The organism is Pseudomonas sp. NBRC 111139 (assembly GCF_001753955.1).
Taxonomy (GTDB): Bacteria; Pseudomonadota; Gammaproteobacteria; order Pseudomonadales; family Pseudomonadaceae; genus Aquipseudomonas; species Aquipseudomonas alloputida.
Window position 1 is genome coordinate 1 of record NZ_BCBP01000065.1, and the last position, 25,351, is coordinate 25,351.

12 protein-coding genes are annotated in these 25,351 nt (G+C 64.9%); 2 read left to right on the forward strand and 10 right to left on the reverse strand.

What is annotated here, in order from left to right:
* Positions 1 to 171: 171 nt before the first annotated feature.
* Positions 172 to 801 carry a DUF1062 domain-containing protein gene (locus BJQ17_RS23520; RefSeq protein WP_070096722.1) on the forward strand — a complete coding sequence of 210 codons (630 nt, stop codon included), beginning with the start codon at positions 172 to 174 and terminating at the stop codon, positions 799 to 801.
* 33 nt (positions 802 to 834) lie between these two features.
* Positions 835 to 1,587 (forward strand): thioesterase II family protein, encoded by a 753-nt coding sequence (locus BJQ17_RS23525; RefSeq protein ID WP_070096723.1) that lies wholly within the window; start codon positions 835 to 837, stop codon positions 1,585 to 1,587.
* Between the two features lie 38 nt (positions 1,588 to 1,625).
* On the opposite strand, the gene BJQ17_RS23530 is transcribed toward BJQ17_RS23525, so the two are convergent.
* From BJQ17_RS23530 to BJQ17_RS31350, 10 genes are all read right to left on the reverse strand, one after another.
* Positions 1,626 to 2,381, reverse strand: coding sequence for a creatininase family protein (locus BJQ17_RS23530; RefSeq protein WP_070096724.1), 756 nt, complete (start codon positions 2,379 to 2,381; stop codon positions 1,626 to 1,628).
* On the reverse strand, positions 2,378 to 3,259 hold the full coding sequence (locus BJQ17_RS23535) for a dihydroorotate dehydrogenase (protein WP_070096725.1): 882 nt from the start codon (positions 3,257 to 3,259) through the stop codon (positions 2,378 to 2,380). The genes BJQ17_RS23530 and BJQ17_RS23535 overlap by 4 nt, the downstream gene beginning before the upstream one ends.
* A gap of 49 nt (positions 3,260 to 3,308) precedes the next feature.
* The gene (locus BJQ17_RS23540; protein ID WP_070096726.1) at positions 3,309 to 3,818 is read right to left on the reverse strand and encodes a nucleoside 2-deoxyribosyltransferase; all 510 of its coding nucleotides are present in this window, start codon (positions 3,816 to 3,818) and stop codon (positions 3,309 to 3,311) included.
* 66 nt (positions 3,819 to 3,884) lie between these two features.
* On the reverse strand, positions 3,885 to 5,540 hold the full coding sequence (locus BJQ17_RS23545; protein ID WP_070096727.1) for an aminotransferase class III-fold pyridoxal phosphate-dependent enzyme: 1,656 nt from the start codon (positions 5,538 to 5,540) through the stop codon (positions 3,885 to 3,887).
* 38 nt (positions 5,541 to 5,578) lie between these two features.
* On the reverse strand, positions 5,579 to 6,871 hold the full coding sequence (locus BJQ17_RS23550) for a polyketide synthase (protein WP_070096728.1): 1,293 nt from the start codon (positions 6,869 to 6,871) through the stop codon (positions 5,579 to 5,581).
* Entirely contained in the window at positions 6,843 to 10,487 is a 3,645-nt protein-coding gene (locus tag BJQ17_RS23555; RefSeq protein WP_070096729.1) for an SDR family NAD(P)-dependent oxidoreductase, read from the reverse strand. The genes BJQ17_RS23550 and BJQ17_RS23555 overlap by 29 nt, the downstream gene beginning before the upstream one ends.
* Positions 10,480 to 13,731, reverse strand: a complete 3,252-nt coding sequence (locus BJQ17_RS23560) for a non-ribosomal peptide synthetase (RefSeq protein ID WP_070096730.1) — start codon at positions 13,729 to 13,731, stop codon at positions 10,480 to 10,482. The genes BJQ17_RS23555 and BJQ17_RS23560 overlap by 8 nt, the downstream gene beginning before the upstream one ends.
* 37 nt (positions 13,732 to 13,768) lie before the next feature.
* A complete protein-coding gene (locus BJQ17_RS23565) occupies positions 13,769 to 18,922 on the reverse strand; it encodes a type I polyketide synthase (protein WP_070096731.1) in 5,154 nt (1,717 codons plus the stop codon).
* Positions 18,919 to 23,973, reverse strand: coding sequence for a type I polyketide synthase (locus tag BJQ17_RS23570; RefSeq protein ID WP_070096732.1), 5,055 nt, complete (start codon positions 23,971 to 23,973; stop codon positions 18,919 to 18,921). Before BJQ17_RS23570 ends, BJQ17_RS23565 begins: the two co-directional genes overlap by 4 nt.
* A 58-nt stretch (positions 23,974 to 24,031) precedes the next feature.
* Entirely contained in the window at positions 24,032 to 25,315 is a 1,284-nt protein-coding gene (locus tag BJQ17_RS31350; protein WP_070096733.1) for a condensation domain-containing protein, read from the reverse strand.
* Positions 25,316 to 25,351 lie beyond the last annotated feature (36 nt).

Genomic DNA, 25,351 nt, shown 5'->3' on the forward strand with positions numbered 1-25,351 from the left:
TCAAGAAACAATTTGAAATAGCACACCCCGGCACCAGACCTACAACTTACAAATAAGTAAGACATTTCTGACATATAGAAACATTTAGTACACAGCTGCCTTTCAAGCTACCTTGCCGAGAAAATCACAAAGCGCTAAGGTACCGTCGACAACTTGAAAAGGATCAACCCAATGATAAATGGACGTATCAATTGGTTGATAAAGCCGCTCGGCTATCAGCCAATTACCAAGCGATGCCCTTCGTGCGAAGTCAAAAAACTGTTTCTACCCGCCGGCACTTTCAGGGTCAACGCTCAGAAAAAAACTCTTGATGTCTGGAATATCTACAAATGCGAGAAGTGCGACTACACTTGGAACATTGACATCCACGCCCGCATCAATACCAACAAGCTCGACCCTGAACTTCATCAACGCTTTCTGCACAATGACCTTGATGAAGTTCGTCGTTACGCCTACAACTACAGCTTGTTGAAACGCAACCATGCCGAACTCGGTCCGACCCCACCCTATGAGATACAGGGGCCATCACCGTATGCGCTCACTGACACCGAACAGGTGACCATCACCCTCGACTTTGAACAGGCCATTCCCGTGCGCCTGATCAATATCCTCGCCCGTAAGCTTTGCCTTTCCCGCGGCCAGGTCGCCCGCTTGATCGACGAGGGTGTACTGCTCGACTTGTCGCCAAGCGACCTCAATCGTAAGTTCAAGCAGAGAACGACGCTGCGTATGAGCCTGGTACGCCTCTACCAGCTTGATCCACCGTTCGTGGAAAGCACACCCAACGTGGAAGTCTCCTGACATCACTGCGTATTCAAGGAGGAGGACAGTGTCATGCTGTTTTCAAAGTCCGCCCATCCCGACAAACTCAATCTGCTGTGCTTTCCCTTTGCGGGGGGCAGCGCCGATTTCTACAACCGCTGGAACTCCCCGGCGCTCAATGACATCGTTGTTCACCCTATTCGATTACCCGGGCGCGGCCAACTTATAAACCTGCCACTAATCAGCAACATGCCGCTCTTGATAGACCTGATAATCGACGAGCTTTATCGCTTTCGCGACTGCCGCTTTGCATTCTTGGGCACCAGCATGGGCGGCTGGCTCGCCCTCCAACTTGCACAAGAGCTCAAGCGCCGCGAAAGTTCGCTACAACCGGAATGCCTGGTTATATGTTCCACGGCCCACCCCGCATTCCGCAAACACTTGCCACAAATCGACAACATTGATCAAAGCACCGCGATCAGGCGGTTGGGCGAGTTCAACCCATCCTGCCTGGTCACGTTGAAAAACCCGGAACTGGCGTCGCTGTTCCTGCCCATCCTGCAGGCTGACTTCACCCTGTGTAGAACCTGGCAATTCAATTCTAACGTTGGTATCAACTGCCCGATCTGGGCATTTCATGCCCACGACGATCACATCGTCGACTACAGCATGATGTTGCCTTGGAAAAACCTCACCTGCGGCGCGTTTCAGATGACCCGCGTCGACGGAGATCATTTTTTCACCGAGCACCCCTCGCCCGCGTTTCTCGAACAACTGCATCACCTGCTCCACGTGACGCAACGCCAACCACTGCTGCTTCCTTGAAAAGCGCCGGCAGTCACTGCCGGCGCCCAGTTCATCCCTTAACCATCGAATTCTTCGAGCAAGCCACTGATCTGCTTGCGCACATGCTCGAACAGGCGCCTGCCGATATCCGCGCTGGCCGTCGAGGTTTTCGACAACACCCCTTGAGTCGATGCGCCTTGCGAAAGTGGCAACTGGTAAACTCCGCTGCGTGGCGGATGCTCATGATCTGGACGCGGCGTACGCACCAGATGAGGATGCAAGTGCAGCATCAAGCTGGTCTCCGTGATTCCCGCATGCTCTGCATGCCAGCCCGGGAACTCGGGCAAGTGCTCGCCGACCCATTGCTCATCGACCAGGCTCCACCAACTGAACGCCAGTACCGAACGCTGGCCAAACAACCCACGCTCGCGCACTTTGTCGAGCGCCTCGAAAACGAACGCTTCATTTTCGTAGTGGCCGTTGATGATCACCAACTGCCGGAACGGCAGGTTGGCAAGGCTGCGAAGCGATTGTTCCAGGTAGTCGATGAAGGTATCCCCTTCGATGAACACCGTACCTGGAAACTGCAACCCTCCCCCACTCTGTGGCAGCGAACGCACGGAGATGGGCAGCAGTGGCAGCATGATCGCCCGCCGGTCGGCACACAGCGCCTCGGCGAATGCCTCGGGGATCAACGCATCAACATTAAGCGGCAGGTGCGGCCCATGCTGCTCGATGCCGCCCACCGGCCACACCAGCACCTGGCCCTCCACGGCCTGCCGCACATCCTGGCTGGTCAGCTCGCTGAACCGCACGATGTTGAGCCCACTCATCCTGCCACCCTCCGTGTAGGTCCCAGATCGAGATCGAAGTATTCATCGGTGATGCGTTCAAGCGTGCCGAACATGTCCTGGTGCAGCGCCGAATATACCTGTGCCGTCTGCGCGCCGGCCAGCTGGTACTCGCGCACATCGCGACCGCTCTGCACGCCTCCGCAGCCCATGATCGGCAAGTCGAAACCGCGCTGGCGCAGTTGATAGATCGCGGCCAGCACCAATGGCTTGATCCCCGCCCCCGAATAACCGCAAACCCCTCCCAGCACTACGTCCCTGCACTCAGGGTCGAACGCCAGACCCGAGATGGTGTCGCTCAGGGTCAGCGCCGATGCGCCGCCACGCTGTGCGGCCATGGCACGCTCATGCAAGCCCTGGCCAAGGGCCAGCTTGACCGCGAATGGCGCATCGGTGCTTTGCCTCACGGCCTGTGCATAGGCCTGGACACGCTCGGGCGTGTCTTCGGTAACATCCTCCGCGTGCAGGCAGGAGATGCCCAGCTCCAGTGGACAATCGCTGTCTTGTGCCACCTGCGCGGCCAGTTCGCCAAGCGCTGCAGGGGTGGCGGCGTGGATCGAGGCAATGATCGCCAGCCCCTCACGTTGGAACTGGCCGAGCAATATCAGCCAGTCGGCGACCGAGCGCTTGGAGTAGGTGGTGTTGTTCAGCATGCCGGTACCGATGGCATGGATCCGCTCGGCATGGGTCTTCTCGCAGCCCGGGAAAATGGTCTTGGTGACCACTGCCCCAGCCCCGCGCGCCAACAGCTGCCGGATGTTCCGCGCCTGGTCCGACAGCAGCCCCGAACCTACAATCAGCGGCGACGCCAGTTGCAGGCCAAGCACCGAGTAGCCCCTGCGTTGTTGTTCAATGTTCATCACTGCATCCCTGTGAAAAGAATCGAAGAGGTGGAACGTGGGCGGGTGCTTACGCCTGTACCGCGCAAGGTTGTCTGGCGAGCAACTCCTGGAAGATCTCGCCGATCTGCCAAGGGTTGGCGCGAAAATCACGGACATCTAGTCGGGCAACCGTACCCACATGCTCCAGCCCCTTGAGCAGGTGGCTGGCGTTGTCGACGATCGGCATTTCGGTGACCAACAACACCGGCCGACGCAACGCCGAGGCCCAACCCAATTCGATGTGCGTGCCGTCGGTGCGCAATAATTCGCCATTGGCCAGCACCGGCAGGATAGGCATGAATACATCGCACTCCTGCATCCAGGCAAAATCACGCCGCGAAACCATTTCCGGGGTGAAGGCTGGCGTATCGACACCGAACTTCTCGGCCAGGTGAGCCGACAGCACCTGGCCGTTGAGGTCTCTGACCGCCTCGACTGCCAACTCGATGGTCTGCCTGAGTTCCTGATTGAAACCCTCTTGGCGGATGGCGAACTTGATCGGGCCACCAATAAACACTTTCAGGTTGCGCAATGGCATGGGAACACTCCTTGTTGAGGTACTGGATGAACCACCGAGGGTGCCCGGCAAGGCACCCTCGCCGGGTTAGATCAAGCCTTGCCCACGCAGCTCTGCAAGGCTGTCGACGAATGCCTGGTGTACCTGGTCCAGGTGCCGGTCTTGGTGCGCGGCGCTGAGGAACCAGCAGCGCCACTCCCAGATGTAGACGCCGCGAAGTAGCAAGTTGTAATAGAGCAGGTCCATGTTTTCGCGATGCACCAGGCGCATGAACGACGAGAAACTGCGCGCCTCGATGGCCACCTGATAGGTGGCGAACAGGTCGTTCAAACGCGCCGCGAAAACCTGTGTCCGCAGGTTGAGCGCCTCGGTGAACGCCGCACCGCGGCGCTTGACCTCAAGTAGTGAAGCCTTGGCGGTGGCCATCGCCAACGGGTGCTGGAAGAAGGTCCCGCCAAAGAACGTCGGCTCTACCGCCGGGAAGCTGTCGTCCCCGTACTGCCAGGGGCCACCATCGATGGCATCCAACGTGCCGCCACGCCCAGCGACCACGCCCAGCGGCATGCCTCCACCTATGGTCTTGCCATAGGTCACGATGTCCGCATCGATGCCGAACAGCCCTTGCACCCCCGCTGGGTGCGCGCGAAACCCAGTGACAATCTCGTCGAAAATCAGCAAGGCGCCCACGGCGCGGGATGCATCGCGCAAGGCGCGCAGGTAGGCTGGGTCGGCGAGGCCCGGGTCGCGGGTCGGCACCGGCTCTATCAACACCGCGGCGACCTGCTGGCCATGTCTGGCAAGGAAATCGAGCGCCGCCTGCGCGCCGAACTCGAATACCGACACATCCGCTACCATGCCTGCGGGTATGCCGATCGAGACCGGGCTGGACACGCCCGCGCGGGATAGGTCGGCGCTGGCCAGTACCGCATCCCAATGCCCGTGATAGCTGCTGGAGAACATCACCACCTGGTTGCGCCCGGTCGCCGCTCGCGCCGCACGCACGGCATTCATTATCGCCTCGGTGCCGCTGTTGACAAAGGCTACACGGTCCATGCCCGTGACCTCGCACAACAGCTCGGCCACCTGCAGTGCCGTCGCGTTGCGCGCACCCAGGCCAAAGCCCTGTTCAAGCTGGCGCTCCAGCGCTTGGCGGACGAAGGTCGGGGCATGCCCGAACAGATGGGTACCGAAGCCCATGGTCATGTCGATGTAGTCATTGCCATCGAGATCGCGCACCCTGACGCCCTCGTACTCAGTGCACACCAGCGGGTAGAGCAGCTCCTTGACCGAACACTTGAAGCCGATGCCCGAGCGGCTGTCGGCGATTCGCTGGCGAACGGCCGTGGCATGGGCCTTGGACATTTCGGTGCGCTGGGTATAACGCGGAATGAAGTTCGCCAGGTAGCGGCGCCGGACATCCGACTCAATCGGGTCCGAACCACGACGCATCCATTTGAACGCCCCCTCCGGGCGCTCGTCCGCCACCTGCTGGACTGACAAGCCCGGCTGCGCCTGCAAGTACTCGCATAACTGACGGATGGTTTGCAGCTCGGAGAAGAACTGACGTACCGACAGCTTGACGCCGAACTGGCGCTGGATCGGCGCCAACACTTCGAACAACTGCAGCGAGTCGGCCCCCATCTCGGTGAGCGTCGCATCGATATCGACCGAGCGGGCCGGCAGGCCAAAGGCCTCGGCAAACACCTCGATCAGTTCCTGCTCCCTGGATTGCACGGTTTGCATGGGTATTTCCCTCCTTGACTATCAATCAGCGTGTCTGTTCATGCCACGCCCGCTGCGCCGCCAACGATAACGTGCGCGTTGGTTCCGCCGATGCCGAACGAACTGACGCCAGCCAGGCGCTCATGCACGGCGCGCTGCCACTGTCGACTCCTGCCGCTCACGTCGAAGGGCGACGATGGGTCGCGCAACTCGCTGCATGGTTGCTCGCAGTTGAGGGTCGCGGGCAGGACGCCCCGGCGCACGGCCTGAATGGCTTTGATTAAGCCGACGATGCCTGAGGCGCAGTCCGCGTGCCCCAGCGTCGCCTTGACCGACCCAAGCGCACAGCTGCGCGGGGGCAAGCCCTCGAAGATTCGCGACAACGCCCGCAGCTCCACGGCGTCGCCCACCGGCGTACCGGTACCGTGGGCCTCGAGCAGGCCAATGTGCTCGGGTTGCACGCCCGCACGGCGCATCGCCTCGCGAATGACCCGCTCCTGGGCCTTCACGTTCGGCGCGCTGAAACCGGCCTTCTCCAGGCCGTCATTATTGACCGCCGAGCCCTTGATCAACGCCAGCACCGGGTTGCCGTCGCGCCGAGCATCAGCCAAGCGGCGCAGGCCGACGAAGGCTGCGGCATCGGCGAACAGGGTGCCATCGGCACGCTGGTCGAATGCCCTCACCCGGCCCGACCGGGAAAGAATACCGCCCTCGTGGTGCAGGTAGCCGACGTGCGCCGGGTAGCGCACGCACACACCGCCGGCCAGCGCCAGATCGCACTCGCCGGCCCTCAGGCTGGCGCAGGCCAGGTGCACCGCCACCAGCGAGCCGGAGCAGAAATTCGCCACATTGATTGCAGGCCCCGTGCAATCGAGCTTGTAGGCCACACGCGTGGCCATGGCGTCGCTGCTGCGGCCACCGAGGGTGAGCATCGCGTCGGAGGGGCTGTGATCTTCCAGCCGTTGAAGGTCATGCCAGGTATCGGCCCGCGTGCCGACGAACACCCCGCAATGGCCGGCCTCGCGCCCCGTGCCGTAACCCGCGCCCAGCAATGCCGCCTGACACAGCACCAGGCATTGACGTTGCTGCGGGTCCATGCGCGAAGCCTCACGCGGGGTAAAACGAAAGGCGCCATGGTTGAACTGCTCCGGCGCGTCGAGAAACGCCCCCCGCGGAACCAGCACCTGGCCTTCGCCGGCAGGCACCGGCCCACACCCCGGGTCATAGGTGGCTACCAGCTCCTGGGCGTCCTGGATCGCCTGCCACAGCGCATCGCAGTCAGCCGCTCCGGGAAAACGTCCCGCCAGGCTGACCACGGCAATCTCATCGGCGTTGTTGATGATGGCCTGCATCGTCCTCTTCCTCCTTGGTCACATCAGATAACTGTGCCTTCACCCGCTCGGCCAGTGCTCGCGCACTGGCGAACTCGAACAGATCGACCATTGACAGGCTCACGCCAAACTGCAGATTGACCTGTCGAATCAATTCAGCCCCGACCAGCGAGTCCCCTCCCAGATCGAAGAAGTTCGCATCGTCACTGACCTGGCAGCGCAGCACCTGCTGCCACAGGGCTGTCATCACCTGCGGCCCCTGGCGTTGCGTGGTACTCGGCACGCTCACCGAAGCTGGCGTGTGCGCGGCTGGCGCCGCGGCCAGTCGAGCGGCCAACGGGGTGCTGGAAACGACGAACCGGTGGTGGCCTTTCAGCGCGGCGAAGATCGCGTCCAGCAGGCCATCGACTTCCTCGGCCACCAGACCGGCGCTACGAATTGCGCCATACCGGAAACCCTCGTTGTGCTCCCAGCCCTCCCAACCATCCCAGTCGATGGCGAAATAGTTCAAGTGCCCGGCCCCGTGCCCACTCCAGAAGGCACAGGCTTCATTCGCCGCGGCATAGGGGCCCAGGCCAAGACCACCGGCCAAAACCGCCAGCGAAGAGACAAAGCAGCCAAAACGCAGGGGACGCTCAGCGAACCACGCATGCAATGAACAGGCGCCCTGCCACTTGGCGGCCATCAACGCCTGCCACTGCTCGACCGTCGAACGCATCAGCCACTGCTGCGTGCTGTTGCCCGACAGCCCGGCCGCATGCACGAAGGCATTGGGCTCGATACCGTCCGCCTGCAAGCGGTCGAGCGCGGCGAACAGCGCCTCACGGTCGGTGATGTCGGCGTCGATCACCTCCACACGCACGCGCAGTTCACGCAGGGCCGCCAGGCGCTGCTGGCGTGTCCGGAGACGTTCGCCATCATTGCTTTGCGGGCGTTGCACCAGCACCAGGTCGGCACCGTGACGCCGCGCCAGGTAGCTGGCCATGCCAAAACCCACCGTACCGAGTCCGCCGGTGACCAGGCAGACCAAAGGCTGGGCGAACGTCGGCGCGTCGAGGGTATTCGCCATCACCTCATGGCCCCGCGTCCACACCTGCCCTGAGCGCAACGCGCAGAGCATCGGCAGCGAGCCAGCTCGCGCCAGCACCTCGGCCAGGGCACCGGCCTGTTCGGGGTCATCGGTCAATGCCGGGGGGACATCGATGACCCTGATCTTCACAGCGGGATGTTCATGCCCGATGGCCGCGACACACGCCAGCGCAGCGGCGGGGCCGACGCGCACCTCAGCGACAGCCAGGGGATCGACGAAACCCGCCCCGACCAATACCAGCTCCACGGCCTGGTGGCCTTGCTCGATCAATTGCCTGACCTGTTCGCACAAGCGCCAGGCCAGGCTCGGGTCATCCATCGACGGTGCCCGGCTCTCCCACAACCAGACAAGCCGTTCGCCCCCTTGTCCGGCCTGCCCTTCGGCCAAGACTTGCACCCCTTGCCGCCGCAGTGCGTCACACAGGGGCCCACGCATGCCCGGCGCCACGCCGAGCAACTGCACGGTATCGCCAGCCCCGCCAAAGGCGAACCCCTGCAAGCGCCCCTGCCGCCGCCACTGCTCCACATAGACCTCGGGGGCACGCTGTGCCGCGTCAGGGACCGGTTGCGTGTACCAGCACTGCCTGCGCCGCAGCGGCGCGAACGGCAGCTCACGGTGCGTCACCTGCCGCCCCCCTCTGAGCACGGCCCAATCCACCTGCCCGCCCATCGCCCAGAAGCGGCCCAGCCAGGCGCGCAATGGCGACCCGCACGCCTCCAGGTCCAGCACCATCGCCGCGTGCCGCGAAGCAGCGGCAACGGGCAAGCCCGCCACGAGGGGCGCCTCTTGCGGGGGGAACGCGAAGGCCAGCGCGTGCCCCGGCAGCAAGCGTTCAAGAAAGCCGGTCAGCGCCCGCGCTGGCACTTCGTGTTCAAGCTGGTCACCCTGCACGCCTGCCTCGCCCTGCAATTGCTGCAGGCAACGCTGATAGCCAGGCTCATGGGAAAGTGCTAGCGACAAGGCATGATTGACCACCACACGCAGCGTACGGGGCTCGGCTTCGACCTTGGCCACGGTGAACTCACGCGCGCGCAGGGCGTGGCTCAGTTGCTCGAGGTCGTCGACATGCAGCGCCGCTCGCCAGGGCAGGCTGGCACGGCCCTCCGCCAGTCCATCAGCGACGTGCTCGAGGTGAAGGTCCGACGCCTGGCCAACCCGTTCGCCCAGTGCAGCGGCCAGAGCCTGCACATCCTGCTGGTCACGCCCGCTGAGCAGGATCGCCTGTGGCAACCCCAGGGCCACCTGGACGGGCCGCTCGGGCGCCTGCTCGAGCACCATGTGCACATTGCTGCCACCTGCGCCGAACGAACTGACACCGGCCCTGCGCACCTGGTCCGGTTGCCAGTCCTTCGGCTGGGTATTGATCAGGAACGGGCTGCGCTCGAAATCGCATGCCGGGTTGGCACGCGTGAAGGTCGGGTGTGGCGCGATACAGCTATTGCGCAGGCACAGCACGGCCCTGGCAAGCCCGGCAAAACCTGCCGCGGCAGCCAGGTGGCCGAGGTTGGCCTTCACCGAACCCAGCACGCAAAATCCTCGACGGTCCGTGTGCTGGGCGAAAGCGCGGCACAGGGCATCGAACTCGACCGGGTCGCCGAGCGTCGTCCCGGTACCGTGGGCCTCCACCATGCCGATCGTGTGTGCCTCGACCTGGGCCAGGGCCATGGCCTGAAGGATCAACTGCCGCTGCCCCTCCATGCCAGGCGCAGTGAAACCCGCGCGCCCGGCTCCGTCGTTGTTGGCCGCCGACCCCAGGATGACCGCCTGGATGCTGTCGCCGGCCGAAAGAGCGTCCTCCAACGGGCGCAGCGCCACCAGGCCGACGCCATCACCGAAGAACGTGCCGCTGGCCTGGGCGTCGAATGGCCGACAGCTACCATCGCGCGAAAACATCAGTCCGGGCTGATAGAAGTAGCCCGGGCGAGCCAGGGCATGAAACGAAACGCCCCCGGCGAACGCGACTTCGCACTCCCCCAGCAACAGGCTGTTGACCGCCAAGTGCAGGGCGCTCAGTGAAGAGGAGCAGCCCGTCTGCACACTCATGCTCGGCCCCTCCAACCCTAGCTTGTAGGACACCCGAGCCGTCATGTAGTCCTTGTCGTTGGCCAGCATGCGTTCAGTGCCGGCGGCGGACATCAGGTCACATTCCCCGCCGATCACATTGAGCTGGTAGGTGTTCATCGAGCACCCGGCAAACAGCCCGATTCGCGGGCGCCGCAGTGGGTTGCCCAGCCCGGCGGTCTGCGTCAGCTCCCAGGCGCACTCGAGCAACAGACGATGCTGCGGGTCGAGCAGCTCGGCTTCGCGTTGGGTCATGGCGAAGCATTCAGGGTCAAACTGCGCGGCATCGGCAAGCCGTGCGTCGACCGGCACGAAGGCGGGGTCATCGATCACCGCGGCACTCAACCCCAGGCGCCGCAGCTGCGCCGCATCGTACCGGGTGGAGCAGACCTTGCCTTGCACCAGGTTGCGCCACAGCTGGCGAGGATCCTGCGCGGCCGGCAACCGGCAGCTCATGCCGATGATGGCAATGGCTTGATCATTCATGGTGGCCTCCATCGGCGACCTGCATCCCGGGCCGCTGCCTGCGCCACATCAAAGTATCGCGCCGCCGCTCAGGCTCGAGAACCGGCGCGCTGGCCAAGCGGCCCTGCGCTTGCAGCGCCTCGGCCAACATCCTTGGCGTCACCCAGCGGAACAGGTCCGAGGGGCGCAGTTGCCGACCCTCGGGCCACTGCTGCAAACGGCCATGCACTTGCAGCAGCGCCATCGAGTTGCCGCCCAGGTCGAAGAACGCATCGTCCAACCCCACCTGGGTACGCCCGAGTACCTGGGCCCAGATTGTCCGGACCCGTTCGCGCCAGTCGTCACTGTCCGCTGAGGATTGCGCTGGCGCCGCGTTCATGGCCTCGAACAATACGCCGACGGCCTTGCGATCAAGCTTGGCGTGACGGTTCAGCGGCAGGTCCGCCACTGCCAGCAAGCGCGTAGGCTGCATGTAGGCCGGCAGCCTTCGCCGCAGGTGCTCGCGCAAGGCGTTCTCGTCGAATCCGGTAACCGTGTCATGACACTGCACGAGCACAACCAGTCGCGCGTGCCCCGCCACATCTTCCAACAGCGCCGCCGCCTGACGGACTTGAGCGTGCGTTTCCAAGCAGCACTCGAGCTCGCCAAGCTCGATGCGATAGCCGTTGAACTTCACTTGCTCGTCGCGACGCCCCGCAAAACGCAGCCGTTCACCATCCCAGTAGCCTAGGTCGCCGGTGCGATAGGCGATGGCATCCCCACGGTAGGGGTCGACGATGAAGCGCTCGCGGTTCTGCTGGGCCAAGCCGACATAACCCAGCGACACCCCCGCCCCACCGATCACGATTTCGCCCAACGCGCCCATGGCGGGGCACGCCTCGTCGTTGAGCAAATAGAGCGTTGCAAAAAGCAATGGCCGGCCGATCGGCACGATCACCTCCTGCGCCAGCGCAGGGGTAACGCGTTCGATACTGGCGAACACGGTGGTTTCCGCCGGCCCATACAAGTTCCACAGCGCCCAGCGCTCGCTCAGAAAACACTGGGCAGTCGCACCGGGCAGCGCCTCGCCGCAAACGATCCAATGCCGAGCGGAGAGCTGCGCTGAATGCCTGGGCAGGTCAGCCGACAACTGCCGCAGCCCGGAAGGTGTCTGGGTGATCACATCGACCTGGTGCCGGACCAGCCACTCGAGCAGTTGGTCCGCACGCGAGCGCACCGCCTGCGGGATGACCAGCAGGCACCCGCCTGAGCACAGCGCCCCCCAGATTTCCCAGATGGAAAGATCGAAGCTGGCCGTGTGCGACCAGCTCCATACCAGACCCTCCGGCATCTGCAGTGTCGTATACATGGCGTCGAGAAGTGCCACCACGTTGTGCTGCGCCACATCGATCCCCTTGGGCAGGCCAGTAGAGCCGGAAGTGAACACGCTGTAGGCGCAGGTGCCGGGCGCACTCAGGTTGAACAATGGCCCCTGGGCGTGCTCAAGACCTAGGCCTGCAACCGGGCAGCAGCGAACGCCGTGCTCATCGCGCCAGGGCAATTGCCCCTCGGCGACCACCAGGCTGATTGCCGACTGCCGGACGATCATGGCCAGGCGTTCGGGCGGTAGGTTCGGATCCAGCGGGACATAGGCGGCCCCAGCGCGCATGGCCGCAAGCATCGCCACCACCGCCTCGATGCCGGGTGCGAGCAGTACGCCGACCCGATCACCGGGCGTCACGCCGAACTCGGCCAACCGCCGGGCCAAGAGCACGCTGCGCGCCTGTACGGTGCGATAATCCAGCTCGCTGTCCTGGTCTCGCAGCGCCGCAGCCTGCGGATCGCGGGCGGCATGGGCATCGAACCAGGCCACCAGCGAGGGCTGACGCGCCCCGTGGACCGGCTCACTGTTCAACGGCCCAGGGACACGGTTGTAGTCGTTCTGCCGCGCGATGTGATGCGCGTCGCCGCACACCGCGTGCTCACCCAGCAACGCATCGACGACACCCAGCCAGTGCGCTGCGAACCGCTCCAGACCCGTGGTGGAAAAGCTCCGCGGGTCACCTTTGATGACGCAACGCAGGCTATCGTGAGCATCGACCAGCTCCAGTGCGATATCCACCTGACCCTGCTGTTGCGCCAATGGCCAGTGGGCGATACGCAGCCCGGCCCATTGGGCCCCCGCCTGCGGCCCTGCCATCTGCAATGCCAACCAGCGCGAATGCTCCACCCGGCCCAGCAGGTTGACAGTGGTCTGGAACAACGGATTGCGCCCTTCGGGGCGTGGCACCCCCAGGGCATCCACTACCGCGGCCAGGTCAAACCCCCGATTGTCCAGTGCCGCATGGAGGTCTGCGCGGATGGCACCGACCAGGTCGTACCATGACCCCGCCGAGCGCACGCGTAAGGGCAGCACGTTGAACAAGCTGCCAAGGGTATGGGCGAATGTCGTGTCGCGCATCGACATGGGCATGCCGACCACGATTTCATCCTGGGCGCAGGCCTTGGCCACCGCCGTCGCCCAGGTTGCCAGGATCACCGCATACAGCGACGCCTGTCGCTCTTGCGCCACACGTTTGAGGCCACACAGGCGCTCGCCGTCGACATCCAGATAGTGGCTGTCGCCTGCCGCGCCCCCCTGTCGCCAGTGGTTCGGCCAGTCGAGGGGTGCCGGTACCTGGCCCAGGTACCGATACCAGTAGATTTGCTCGCACGCCACGGATGAATCGCCGGCTCCGTGAGCACGGCGACGGTACTCGGCGAACGGCACGGGCGTGTCGCGCCAATGTTCGACCTCACTGCCGGTTTCGTCCAGGTACAGCGATTCCAGCTCATCGAGCATCAGGCCAAGGGAGGTGAAGTCAGCGATGACGTGGTGCGCGCACAGCACCAGAACATGGGCCTGCGCACCCCGGGCAAAGCAGCCCAGGCGCAGGCAGGGGCCCTCGCGGAGTTCGAAGGGGGTGTCGAACCAGCTATCGATCCGCGCCTTGATGGCGGTGTCGTCCAGGCCCTGCCCATCGATGAACGCGACCGGCACGTCCAGCTCGGCGTGGCAAACGGCCGTTGGGCCACTGCGACCGCCGTCATAGGTCGTGCGCAGGATGTCGTGCCCGGCCACCAGCCTCTGCCAGGCGAAGCGCAGTGCCTCCAGGTCGAGGAAACCGGTGATGGCCGTGGCCAGCCCGATGTTGTAGCGCGTGTCGTCCGGTTGCACCTCGGCCATCAGCCACTGCGCATGCTCTTGGGCCGTCAACCGCGTCTCCAGGGTTTGCGATGTATCCATGAACGGTATCAACTCCTTGTAATGGGCCGTGTTCGAATCAGGCTTGAGGCAGCAGCTTGGCCACCACGTCCTGCAGTGTCCGGCTGTCGAAGAACGCGGTGATCGGCAGCGACTTACCGGTGCGCTCGCGAATACGCTGGACAATGGCGACCGCGCCGAGCGAGTCCAGGCCAAGCCCGGCCAGCGTGGTGTCGCTGGCCAGTGCCACGTTGCGAGTGGCCTTGCCCAGTTCTTCGATCACCAAGGAGGTCATCGCGGCATGCTGCTGCTCAGGGCTACCCTGCAAGGCCACCGCATCACCCAACGGTCCGGCCTGCACAACCGCACCGTGCGGGCCGCGCAGGCCCACTCGCTGGCGTAGCACACCCGGCGATGCCTGGGCGACCATCACGCTCGGATGGGCATCCAGCCCAGCACAACCCAAGGTCCAACGCACCACCTCCTCGAGCGGCATCTGACCCAACCCCAAGGCCTGCAAGCGTTGTTGGTGGTCCGCCGCAAGGCGCGCGGTCATGCCCGCGGCCCACGGCCCCCAGGCAATAGCCTGGCCGGCCAGGCCCATGGCCGTGCGCTGGGCCATGAGGGCCTGGGCGAAACCGTTGGCCGCCGCGTAGGCAGACTGCCCAGCCAGGCCGATGCACGCCGACAGCGACGCGAAGGTCACGAACCACTGCAATGGCTGCCCTTGCAGTGCGTGGTGCAAATTGACCGTGCCGGTGACCTTGGGCGCCAGCACACGGCTGACCGCTTGCGCATCAAGGCGCGTCAGGAGGGCGTCCTCGACCACGCCCGCCAGGTGCAGTACCCCCGCCAGCGGCTGCCCTCGGCGCGCCACTTGACGCATCAGCGCCGCGACATCGGCGGTGCTGGCCACATCGCCCTGGAACAGGTGCACATCATGGCCCTGCTGGCTCAGGCCCCTGGCCTCTTCGACCAAGGCCGGCGACGGCCGGCTGCGCCCCATCAGCGTGATCTGTCGCGCGCCACGTGCGATCAAGCCTCGGCACAACGCCTGCCCGGTGTCTCCAAAGCCACCGGTAATCAGGTAACGGCTGTCCGCTCGGATCGTCATCGCCTGGTCAGGAGCGTATGACAGCGGCTCCAGGGCTTGCTCGAACACACGTCCATTTTCCACCCGCAGCAATCCAGCGCCAGGCGCACCGCCCAGCACCCCCACTAGCGCATCGAGGTCGGTTGGCGACGGTGGCCACGCCGCAGGTAAGTCGATCGCCTGGCAGCGAATCGCCGGATACTCGTTGGCAATCACCCTCAGCACGGCAAGCGTCGCCGCGCCGAGCAGGTAGTTGTCGCCCGCCGACGGCTCATGGGCGCCCCGTGTCACCACGCAGAGACGCGCTTCGCTCACCCCCACGTCCTCAATCTGCCCGCACAGACGGCGCAACTGCTCCAGGCGCTCACTGATCGCCATCGACCAATCCGCCGTGTCTTCGCGCCCTTGCCCGCCGGTATCCACCCATTGTCCGGGCGCGCCGGCCATGCGTGCAGCGGGGTGAGCGGACTGTTCGAGCCTGGCGGCCAGCAGGCCCGCCAATGGATCATTGCCCAGCACGACAGGGTATGGGGAGACTGGCGTCAGCAGCGCTGGCGGCATTTCACGCCAGGTGAACCCACACACCTGGGTGACGGCGCCCGATTCGCTGTTGAGCAACGCCTCGCGCTGGGCGCGCTTGAGCTGGACATTGCGCAACGTACCCACCCGCTGCCCCTGATCGTCGTGCAGCTCGATGTCGCCTTGGAGGATCTGGCTGTGTTGATCGAAGGCTGCCGTGGTCAGGCAGATCGTCGCGCGCAGTTCACCGCGCACGGCGTGAGCGAGCGTCAGTTCCTCAACTGCCAGGGGAATGTAGAGGTCCATTTCCGGGCATTGCTGCCAGTAACCGGCAAACAGCGCCTGGAAACAGCCATCGAGCACGCCGGGGTCGAGCACCAGCCCTTGGTCCTGCGCCATGTCGCTACTGGCGAGCAGGCGCACCTGCATGAGCTGCGCGCGACTGTCGAGCCACATCGACTCGATCCGCTGGAACAACGGCCCCAGTTGCAAACCCCTGGCATAGGCCTGGGTGTAGAACGCCACGCAGTCCAGTTGCCGGGCGTCGGCGCCAGCTGCTGGCGGCGGTTCATCCGCCACCAGGGGCGACGATGACATAGCCAGCACCACTGCGCTGGACAACGCTTGGGGAGTGCCCTCGTTAGTCACGGCGACACCTACCTGGTACTCGCCTTGCTGTGAGGTGCAGTCCCACTCGATGGCCACTTCGCGCCGCTCGCCAGGGGCCATGAGCAACGGCCGCAGGAAGCGCACATCACGGATACACACCGCAGGCATGTGCAAGCCCCGCAACGCCTGGGTGACCAAGGCACTCAGGTGCATCGCTCCAGGCACCACGACGCGGTCGAACATGCGGTGGTCAGCCAGCAGCCCGGTGCCTGGCCAGCTGGCCTCGAACAGCTTGGCCCTCACGCCATCGCTCACCCGCGTGCCGGCAAGGCCCAGCAGCAAAGGCGGCGTCTCGCTCACCAATGGGGGCAGCTCGTAGGTGGCGTGCTGCCAGGTGTGCAGCCGTGGCGTGGGATCGAGGGCGACGCCCAGCGTCTGTCCCGCCTCGTAGAGGCCCGCGAGCAGGGCGTTCAGCGATTGCTGCAACGGCTTGTGCCGATTGAGCACCGCCATGACCCGCAGGCCAGGCCGCGAAGTGCCCTGGCAACGCTGGATATGCTGGACCAGTGACGCATGGGGCCCCAGCTCGATGAACGTGTCACAACCTAGGTCCGCCAGCCGTGCCACGGCAAGGTCGAAACGCACGGGGCGCAGGGCATTGCGCACCCAGTAGCCGGCGTCCCGTGGCAGTGGCGCCTCGTCGCTGCCATGACTGGTCGAAACGAATGGCACCGCGCCCTGGTCATGGCGCAGGTGCGCGAACGCTTCTTGCAGGTCCTGGGCCAGCGGTTCGAGCTGGCTGCAATGGAAGGGATAATGCTCATTGACCATGACCGGCTCGACACCGGCGGTGGCGCAACACGCCTGAAACCGAGCCAACGACGCCGCCGCAACCGAAACGATGCTGGCGCCGGGGCTGTTGTAGGCGCTGGTGGAGACACCTGGGCACTGTTGCACGATACGCTCGACCGTTTCCGATGGCGCCAGAAGCGCATGCATGCTGCCCTGCCCGTGCAGCACGGCCATGCAGCGTCCCCGGGCCAGGGCCGCCTGCAATGCCTGCTCACGGCCCAAGATGCCGGCGCAGCAGGCGGCGGAAAGTTCGCCAATGCTGTGCCCGCTGACTGCAGCAGGCTTAACGCCCCAGCTGATCAGCATGTCGAACAACGCCAGCTGGATCGCCACGACGCAGGGTTGCGCCCATTGGGTGAGCGCAAGGTCGGTGTCGCTGCGGGCGGCGATCGCACCGAGCAACGACCACCCCGCCAAGCGTTGCACGATTGCCTCGCTCTGTTGCAGGCTGCGTCGGAACGATGTGTCCTGCGCCAGCAATTGGTCGACCATCCCTGGCCACTGGCTGCCCTGGCCGGAAAACACGAACGCCAGCTTTTCGCCCGGCCCATGGGCCTGGCCGTCCTGTGCCAACCATGTGCGCATGTCGTTGGCCAGTGCACCGGCCGTGCTGGTCACGAACGCCTTGCGAAACGGCCCTGTCGCGCCGGGCGAGTTCGGCTCGACCCGCTGATCGCCAGGCAGTGCGGCGAGTGCCGCGCAAGCGCGCGTCACCTCATCGCGCAGGCCATCGCGGGTCTGTGCGGCAAGCCTGAACAAAGGGTCAGGCATCTTCGCTTCGCCCTGGGCGGCACTGGCGAGGATCACCTGAGCATTGGTGCCCGACCAGCCGAAGGAGCTGACAAGTCCGTACAACGGCTCGCCACCGGCATCCGGCCAGGCCAGGTTGGTGCGGGGAAACGCCAGGGTGGTGTGCGCGTCGATATGCTGGTTGAGCGACCTGAGGTCGGCAAGGCCCGGCACGCTTCGATGCTGCAGGCACAGGACGGTCTTGATCAACGAGGCGATACCCGCAGCCGCTTCGCAGTGGCCGATATTGCCTTTGACCGAACCTATCAGGCACGGGGGCGATTCTCGCCGAGTGCCCAGCACCTTGGCCAAGGCCGCCACCTCGATCGGATCGCCCAGCTTGGTGCCCGTGCCATGCGCCTCGACATAGCCCAGGCTGTCGGCGCTGATGCCGGCCCGGGCGAGCACGCCACGCAGCAGGGCCTCCTGGGCCAGACCGTTGGGCGCGGTCATGCCGTTGGTGCGGCCATCCTGGTTGACCGCCGAAGCCTGGATCAACGCCAGCACTTGATCACCGTCGCGGGTCGCATCGCTCAGCCGTTTGAGCACTATCACCCCACAACCATCACTGCGCACGATACCGTCGGCACGCTCGTCGAACGGTTTGCAGCGGCCATCAGCCGCCATCAACCCCATGCGCGAGGTCGCCACGGTGAATTCAGGGCTCAGGACAAGGTTCACCCCGCCAGCGACGGCCTGTTCGCACTCGTCGTTGCGCAGGCTCTGGCACGCTTGGTGAACCGCGACCAACGACGACGAGCAGGCAGTGTCGATCGCAAGGCAGGGGCCTTTGAGATCGAACAGATAGGCCAGGCGCCCCGCCAGCACACTGTTGGAGACCCCGGGCCCACTGAAGGCGTTGACCCGTTCGATGTCGTCGAACAGCCGACGCGCATACCCATCGTTGTAATTAACCGCCCCGACATAGACCCCTGTCTGGCTGCCGCGCAAGCTTTCACGGGTCTGCCCTGCGTTGACCAGCGCCTCCCAGGCGACCTCCAGGAAGATCCGCTGCTGGGCATCCATGTGCGTGGCCTCGGTGTCGCTGATACCGAAGAAGGCGGCATCGAACGCCCGCTCATCGATCACCCCGGCCCAGCGGGTAGCCAGCTTGCCCACGGCCATCGGGTCAGGGTCGTAGTACCGCGCGTTGCTCCAGCGCGAAGCAGGCACCTCCTCGATCGCATCGCGCTGTTGCGTCAACAGCGACCAGAACGTCTCCAGCGAGTCAGCCCCAGGCAAGCGGCAGGCCGCGCCAATGATGGCGATGGGTTCTTCGTGGCGTTGCAGTACGGCCTTGAGCTGGCGGACACTCGCCAGCGCTTGTTGCAATGCTGATGTCGTTTCGGGTGTGGCTGATCCTTGTGTCATTTTATGTCCTCTCTGAATTTGTCCTTGAGCGCGGCCAGCTCCCTAAGCAGCTCCGCCATCAACGCATGGTCATCCTCGTCAGGCTCCGCGATCGGCTCGGCCTCGCCGAGCCCTCCGCCCTCCATCGGCCACAGCAACGATTCGAGGTAGCAGGCCAGGGCCGTGATGGTCGGGTAGTTCCACAGCACCGTGGCGGGCATGCGCACCTGCAACTCGGTTTGCAGGCGATTACGGATTTCCACGCCCAGCAGCGAGCTGACCCCCAGTTCGCTCAGCGGCGCGTCCGCCGGGATCCGCTCAAGCGGCACCTGTAGAAGCGACGCCACGAAACGACTGACGATGGCGCACAGGTGCCCGTGGCGGTCCGCCGTGTTGGCCAGCACGTCATCGCGCACCGCCAAGGCTGGCAGGTCGGTCGCCAATGCCGCCGGGCCGCGATAGCACATGATCAGCGGGTGGCCATGGCCCTCAGGCCATTGCTCCAGGCACTGCAAGGCCTCGCGCATGGCAATCGCCGGCAAGTGCTCGAACACCTGCGCAGCGCCCCCCTGCACCAGCAACCCTTCGTCAGCGAACGGGCCGAACCTTGCGCTGATGGCGGGCAACCCCTGGCTCAAGCGGTAGTCGGCTAGGCCATCGAGGTAGGCATTGCCGCTGGCGTAGGCCGCATGGCCGGGAAACCCGAACAGGCTCGAGACGGACGACACCAGCAAGAAGCGACGTACCGGCCACCGCAAGCTGGCCTGATGCAGGTTCCAGGCGCCCTCGCGCTTGGCGCGTACGCCGTCGAGAAAACCGGCCAGGGTCATTCCCTCAAGCGCCCCTGAGTGCAGGACGCCCGCCGCGTGACTGATGTAGGTCAGCGGCCCGAGTTGCCGGGCGGCACGCTCGATCGTCTCGTCCAGGCGACCGGCGTCGGCGACATCAAGCCGTTCGACGATGATCGTCGCGCCTTGGCTGCACAGCGCCTCCATGGCCTCCATGGCCTGCTGGCTCGCCGGCCTGCGGCCCAGCAACAGGAAACGGCGCTCGCCCTGATCGAAATACCAACGCAGCATGACTTGCCCCAGGGCCCCGAAGCCTCCCGTGATCAGGTGAAAACCTGCCTCCTGCTCATACCGGGTATGGGTTACCAGCGCCTGCGTGGGCACAGGCTGCAACGCCGGTACGAAACGCACACCCGCACGCCAGGCGTTTTGGGATACAGGCCTGGCAAGGCTGGCCAGCGTCGCCTGGACGAGGTCGCGTTCAGCCGCCTCTGCATTGGCCGGGCCGACATCGGTAATGCACAAGCGCTGGCCACCCAGCTCCAGTTGCGCAGTCCTGAGCAGCCCCCACAGCAAGGTGGCGTCTGCGTCGACCTGGGTATCCATGGGTAACCGCTGGGCGGCACGGGTGACCACGTGCAACGTCGCGGCACCAGTGCGCATCCTCCCCAGCGCCTGCAGCAGGCCCAGGACGCAGGCGACCAGATGCTCCGTGCCATCGGCAGGTTCAGCCAGCAGCACGATAGTGTCGAACACAGCGCCTTCGAGCAGCTCGAGAAAATCCCGTTGATAGGCCTGGCAGGTACCGCCGGGGGCAAGCTCATGCCATGTAGCCTTGGCGAAACTCACATGTGCGCGCAGCGCCGACCATCCAGGCGCACGCCCGACTACCAACAGACCCCGCGTATCGACGCCAGCCCCCGGCGAACAGTCGCTCGGCAGCCAGGCCAGGCGATAGCCACTGGCACCGTCTGTTGGTGCAGCTTCACGCGCTGGCCGTGCGCCAGGCAGCGCCAGCGGTGGCTGCCGCGTGGCGGGAAGCGCCACAACGCCGACGCCGGCCAGGTAGCTGCGCACCTTCAACTCGGCGAGCAGGTGCGCGGCCGTGCTGCCCTGAAGGTCTTCGAAACACAACAGCGCACCCCCACCGACGCCCTCGGCCTGCGGCCAACCCCGCGTATCACGCTCAGCGACGGCACGGACCAGCACGCTCAAGCCGGACCGCCCCGCCACCAGGTCTTCAATGCTGCCAACCGTGTCGCCTGCACGATAGCGCGTGATCACCAGGCCTTCATGACGCAGCAATTCGGTACAACCGATGTACAGGGCCACGCCCTCGACCAGGTGCGCCTCGATACCCAGGTCGTACGCGACCTGCATGACCCGACCATAACCGCTGGCGAACGCGGGCAAGGCCTGAAGCATGTCCCTTTGTGCGGGGGAAAGTGGCGCACGCGGGCAGACACGTAACAAGGGCGCAGCGCACACCCGGCTGGTCGCGGGCTCTGTCGCCAGTGCCGCGCGCAGGCAGGCCAGCGCCTGGGCTGGCGACTCGGCCATGAACGCCAGGCGATGGCGCTCATGGCTGCCGGCGCCTTGCAGGGCCTGGGCGCAATCGACCAGGCGCAGTGCCGTATCCTGCTCGAGCCAGCGCGCGATGCTGGCGCAACGCGCGAGCAATGCTGCATGGCTGTGGCCACTGAGAAGCATTGCTTGCGGGCTGTCGCCCGGCAAAGGCGCCACTTCGTGGCAATCGTCCAGGGCCCCTGCCAAGGCATGGGCGTCGCTGCCCCCGCGCCGGGCAGTGGCCAGCAGGCCCCGGCCCGGCGCAGTGGCCGCCAGTGCTTGTCGCAGGCTGCCTTGCAGCACGGGATGACTGGAGACTTCCACGACCACCCCGTCACTGGCCCGCAAGGCCGTGCACAGTGCATCGAACCAACGTACCGGCCGGGCCACCGCATCCGCCCAGTAGCGCGGGCGCAAGCAGCCACCGGCCGCCTCGACCGAACAGGTCCCCAGCAAAGGCAGGTGCGGGGCGCTCGGCACGATGTCCTCGAGCGCCTCGCACAGCGCCAAGTAGCCGTCTTCTTCAACCCCGGTATGCACGGCGACTTCACACCTGACCTGGTTGAAGCGCACGCCGTTGTGCTGGCAATGCTGTTGCACCTGGGCGATGGCATCGACCGAACCGCTGATGACCGTCGCCTGATCAGCATGCTGGATGGCCACGCTGGCGGTAACCTCAAACGTGGCGAGCAGCGCCTCGGCGGCGTCCCAGCCAAGGCCCAGCAGGGCCATTGCCCCTGGCCGTCGAGCGGCCCACCGTGCCTGCGCAAGAATGACCCGCAAGGCATCGCGAAGGTTCAGCACGCCACACACATGCGCCGCTGCCACTTCACCAATGCTATGGCCGATTGCCGCAACCGGGCGCAGGCCCTTGGCGAACCACACCTCGGCCAACGCCACCTGGATGGCGAAATGGCAGGGCCAGGCGACTTCAACATCGCTGAAACATTCCTCGGCGTCATAGAGACGTTCGGCCAGGGACCAGCCTGCCATCGCCGTGAACAACTGGTCGCATCTGGCCACGCACGCGCGGAAAACCGGGTCCAGCCGTGCCAGCCGCAGCCCCATGCCCGGCCATTGCGCCCCTTGACCGGAGAACACCAGCAAGGCGCCTTTCGCCTTGTTGGCGGGCGGCACCACGATCGGGGACAGGTCACTGCCATCAAGCGTGTCATCAGCCGGCATCGACCATTGGCGGCCCACGATCACGTGGGCATTGGTGCCACCGAAACCGAAGGAGCTCACCCCCGCCAGTGGCTGTGCCGAAGCCCAGGGCGTGTTCTGCAACACCGGTTGCAAGGACAGCCGCGACCAGTCGATCGCAGGGTTGGGAGTGCGGTAGTTGAGGTGGGCAGGTATCACCCCATGCTGCAGTGCGAGCAGCACCTTGATCAGCCCGGCCATCCCCGCTGCTGCCTCGGCATGGCCGATATTGGTCTTCACCGAACCGATGAGCAGGGGGTGGCGACGGGCGCCGCGCGGGCAATAGGCTGCGGCGATGGCAGTGGCTTCTATCGGGTCGCCCATGGCCGTGCCGGTACCGTGGGCCTCGACGTACTCGACATCGCCCGGAGCGATCCCGGCCTGACGAATAGCCCCGTCCAGCAATGCTTGCTGGGCCTGCATCGACGGCGCCGTGAGGCTGTTGTGAAAGCCGTTGTTGTTGACCACCGATGCGTGGATCACCCCCCAGATCGGCGATGCCGCCTGCAACGCGTCCGGTAGCCTGCGCAGCACCACCACGCCCGCGCCTTCGGCCCGGACATAGCCGTCGGCGGCCGCGTCGAAGGTATGGCAGGTCGCCGTCTCCGAAAGGCCGCCGAAGCGACGCATGGCGGTAAAGCTGTGCGCCGCCAGCATCAGGTTGACCCCTGCAACGATGGCGAAGTCGCACTCACCCTGCCGCAGGGCCTGGCAAGCCAGGTGCAGGGCGACCAGCGAGGAGGAACAGGCAGTGTTGACCGTCAAGCTGGGGCCACCGAGCCCCAGGGCGAACGAGATCCTGGCCGAGAGGATGCTGGTATCCAGGCCCGTGGCGCTTTGCGCCGTCATCTGTTGCGGCGGGACATGATGGGCGAAATCCGACCACATGGCGCCGACATAGACCCCACCGCGTTGCCCGCGCAATGCCGCAGGCGGCATCCCGGCCTGCTCCAGGGCAGCCCAGGCCAAGGTCAACAGCAAACGCTGTTGCGGGTCCATCTGCGACGCCTCGTGGCCACCCAGCCCGAAGCGCTCGTGGTCGAAGTCGCAGGCAGCGTCGATAAAACCACCGATCTCGTCGGGCGCCACATGCCAGCCACTTTCGGCTCGCTCGGTGAAATGATCGTGAGCAACCGGCCCGATGCCTTGGCCGCCGTTTTCGAGCAAGCGCCAGAACGCAAGGCTGTCGTCGGCCCCGGGGAAACGGCAGGCAAGGCCAGTGATAGCCACCGCCTGTCGGTGATCTGCAAGCCTTGATGCCTGCGGTTCGACACGTTCGCCCTCGTCACCACACAGGTGCCGGCACAACTGCGCAGGGGTCGCGAAGCGCCAGAACAAGGTAGGTTCCAGGTCCCGTTCCAGCTGTGCTCCCAAGGAAGCCAGCAGGCCGGTCACAGCGATCGAATCAAGGCCCAGGCTACCCAGCCGGGTGTCCTCCTCTACCCGCTCCCCATCACAGGCCGACGCCAGTTGCGTCAGCACCACAGCCAGTACTTGCTCGTATCCAGCACTCATGCAGATGTCCCTTTAGGTTTAGCCATGGCTTCCTGTCATGGCGGTGAGTCGATCATGCTCAACCTTCTGCCATTGCGATCGGCCGCATGCCCTCGAACAATCGGTCGACCAATGCCTCGATGGGGAGCGCACGGGCGATCTCAGGCGCGACCAGAACGGTGAGGCGCAAGCGTCGCTCGTAAAGTTCGGCCTCGAAACTCAATGGCAGGTCGGCCACCTGCCGAGGATCGCGCGCGATGTGCAATTGCTCCGGGGCAGGCCGATAACCAATCAGGCTGGCGCCCGGCTTGTGTGCCGAGATGAAGTTGAAACCGATGGCGGGCAAGTCGGGCAGCGGCGCGCCCGCGACACCGCTGAAGTACCGGATTGCGAAGGCTTGAGCCTGCGCCATGGCCTGTTCTATCTCGGCCCTGGCCGACCGCACGGTTTCTCGCAGGCCGCGCCCAGCCTGGAGTGTCAAGCGCACCGGGAGCGGGAACGACACCGACCCCACCAGCTGGGTGACGGGTGTCTGCCATTGGCCAACGAAATGCGGGCTGACCCACATCATCAGCGCCACCGAGCCGTGAGCCTGGGCCTGGCTCAGCGCTTGCAGCCAGCAACCGAGCAGGTAGTCGCTCAAGCTCACCTGCCACTCGGCCGCGCATCGGCGCAGCTCATCCACGGCCACAGGTTCCAACTGCAGGCAGTGCCGTACGAGGGTATGCTCCAGGGTCTTGCCGGCCTGTTCACCTGCCGCCAGGTCCAGCACCCCGACACGTGCCGGGTCTCCGAACGCTGGCGGCACCTCGGCGGGCAGAGCCCGGTAACACTGGGCAAGTTCCTGTGCGAAAACCGGATAACTGTCACAGGCCTCGTCGTCGAGCGGGCAGCCCTGCACCGAGGCCCGATAGGCCCTGGAAAGGTCTCGCCAAAGTATCCGGCTTGAGATGCCATCGCAGACCAGGTGATGGAAGATCAGCACCAGGCGCTGGTCCTCGGCCTGGTCGGCATCATGCAGGATGTACCTCAGCAAGGGAGGCACCAGGGTCGAGGTCGTGAGCAGTGATTCGACGCTGGCCTGAACCTGTGCACCAGGCAACACCCCGGGGGCGGCGGCAACTACATGCAATGCCTGGTCCACGGGAAACGCGTCAACGGCAACAAAGTCCATGCGCCATTCGCCTTCGCTGCGCGTGAAACAGCCACGAAGTGCCGGATACTTCCTCACGACAAACCGCACGGCCTCACGCAGATGATGAGCACAAAGATGCTCCTGCGGTATCAGGACTTCGCCGACATAACGCTGTTCCAGATGCAAGGCCGCACGCTGATCATACAATTGCCCCAATAGTAGGCGCATGCCACCTCTCCAAATTTAAAGCAGCACAAATCCAGA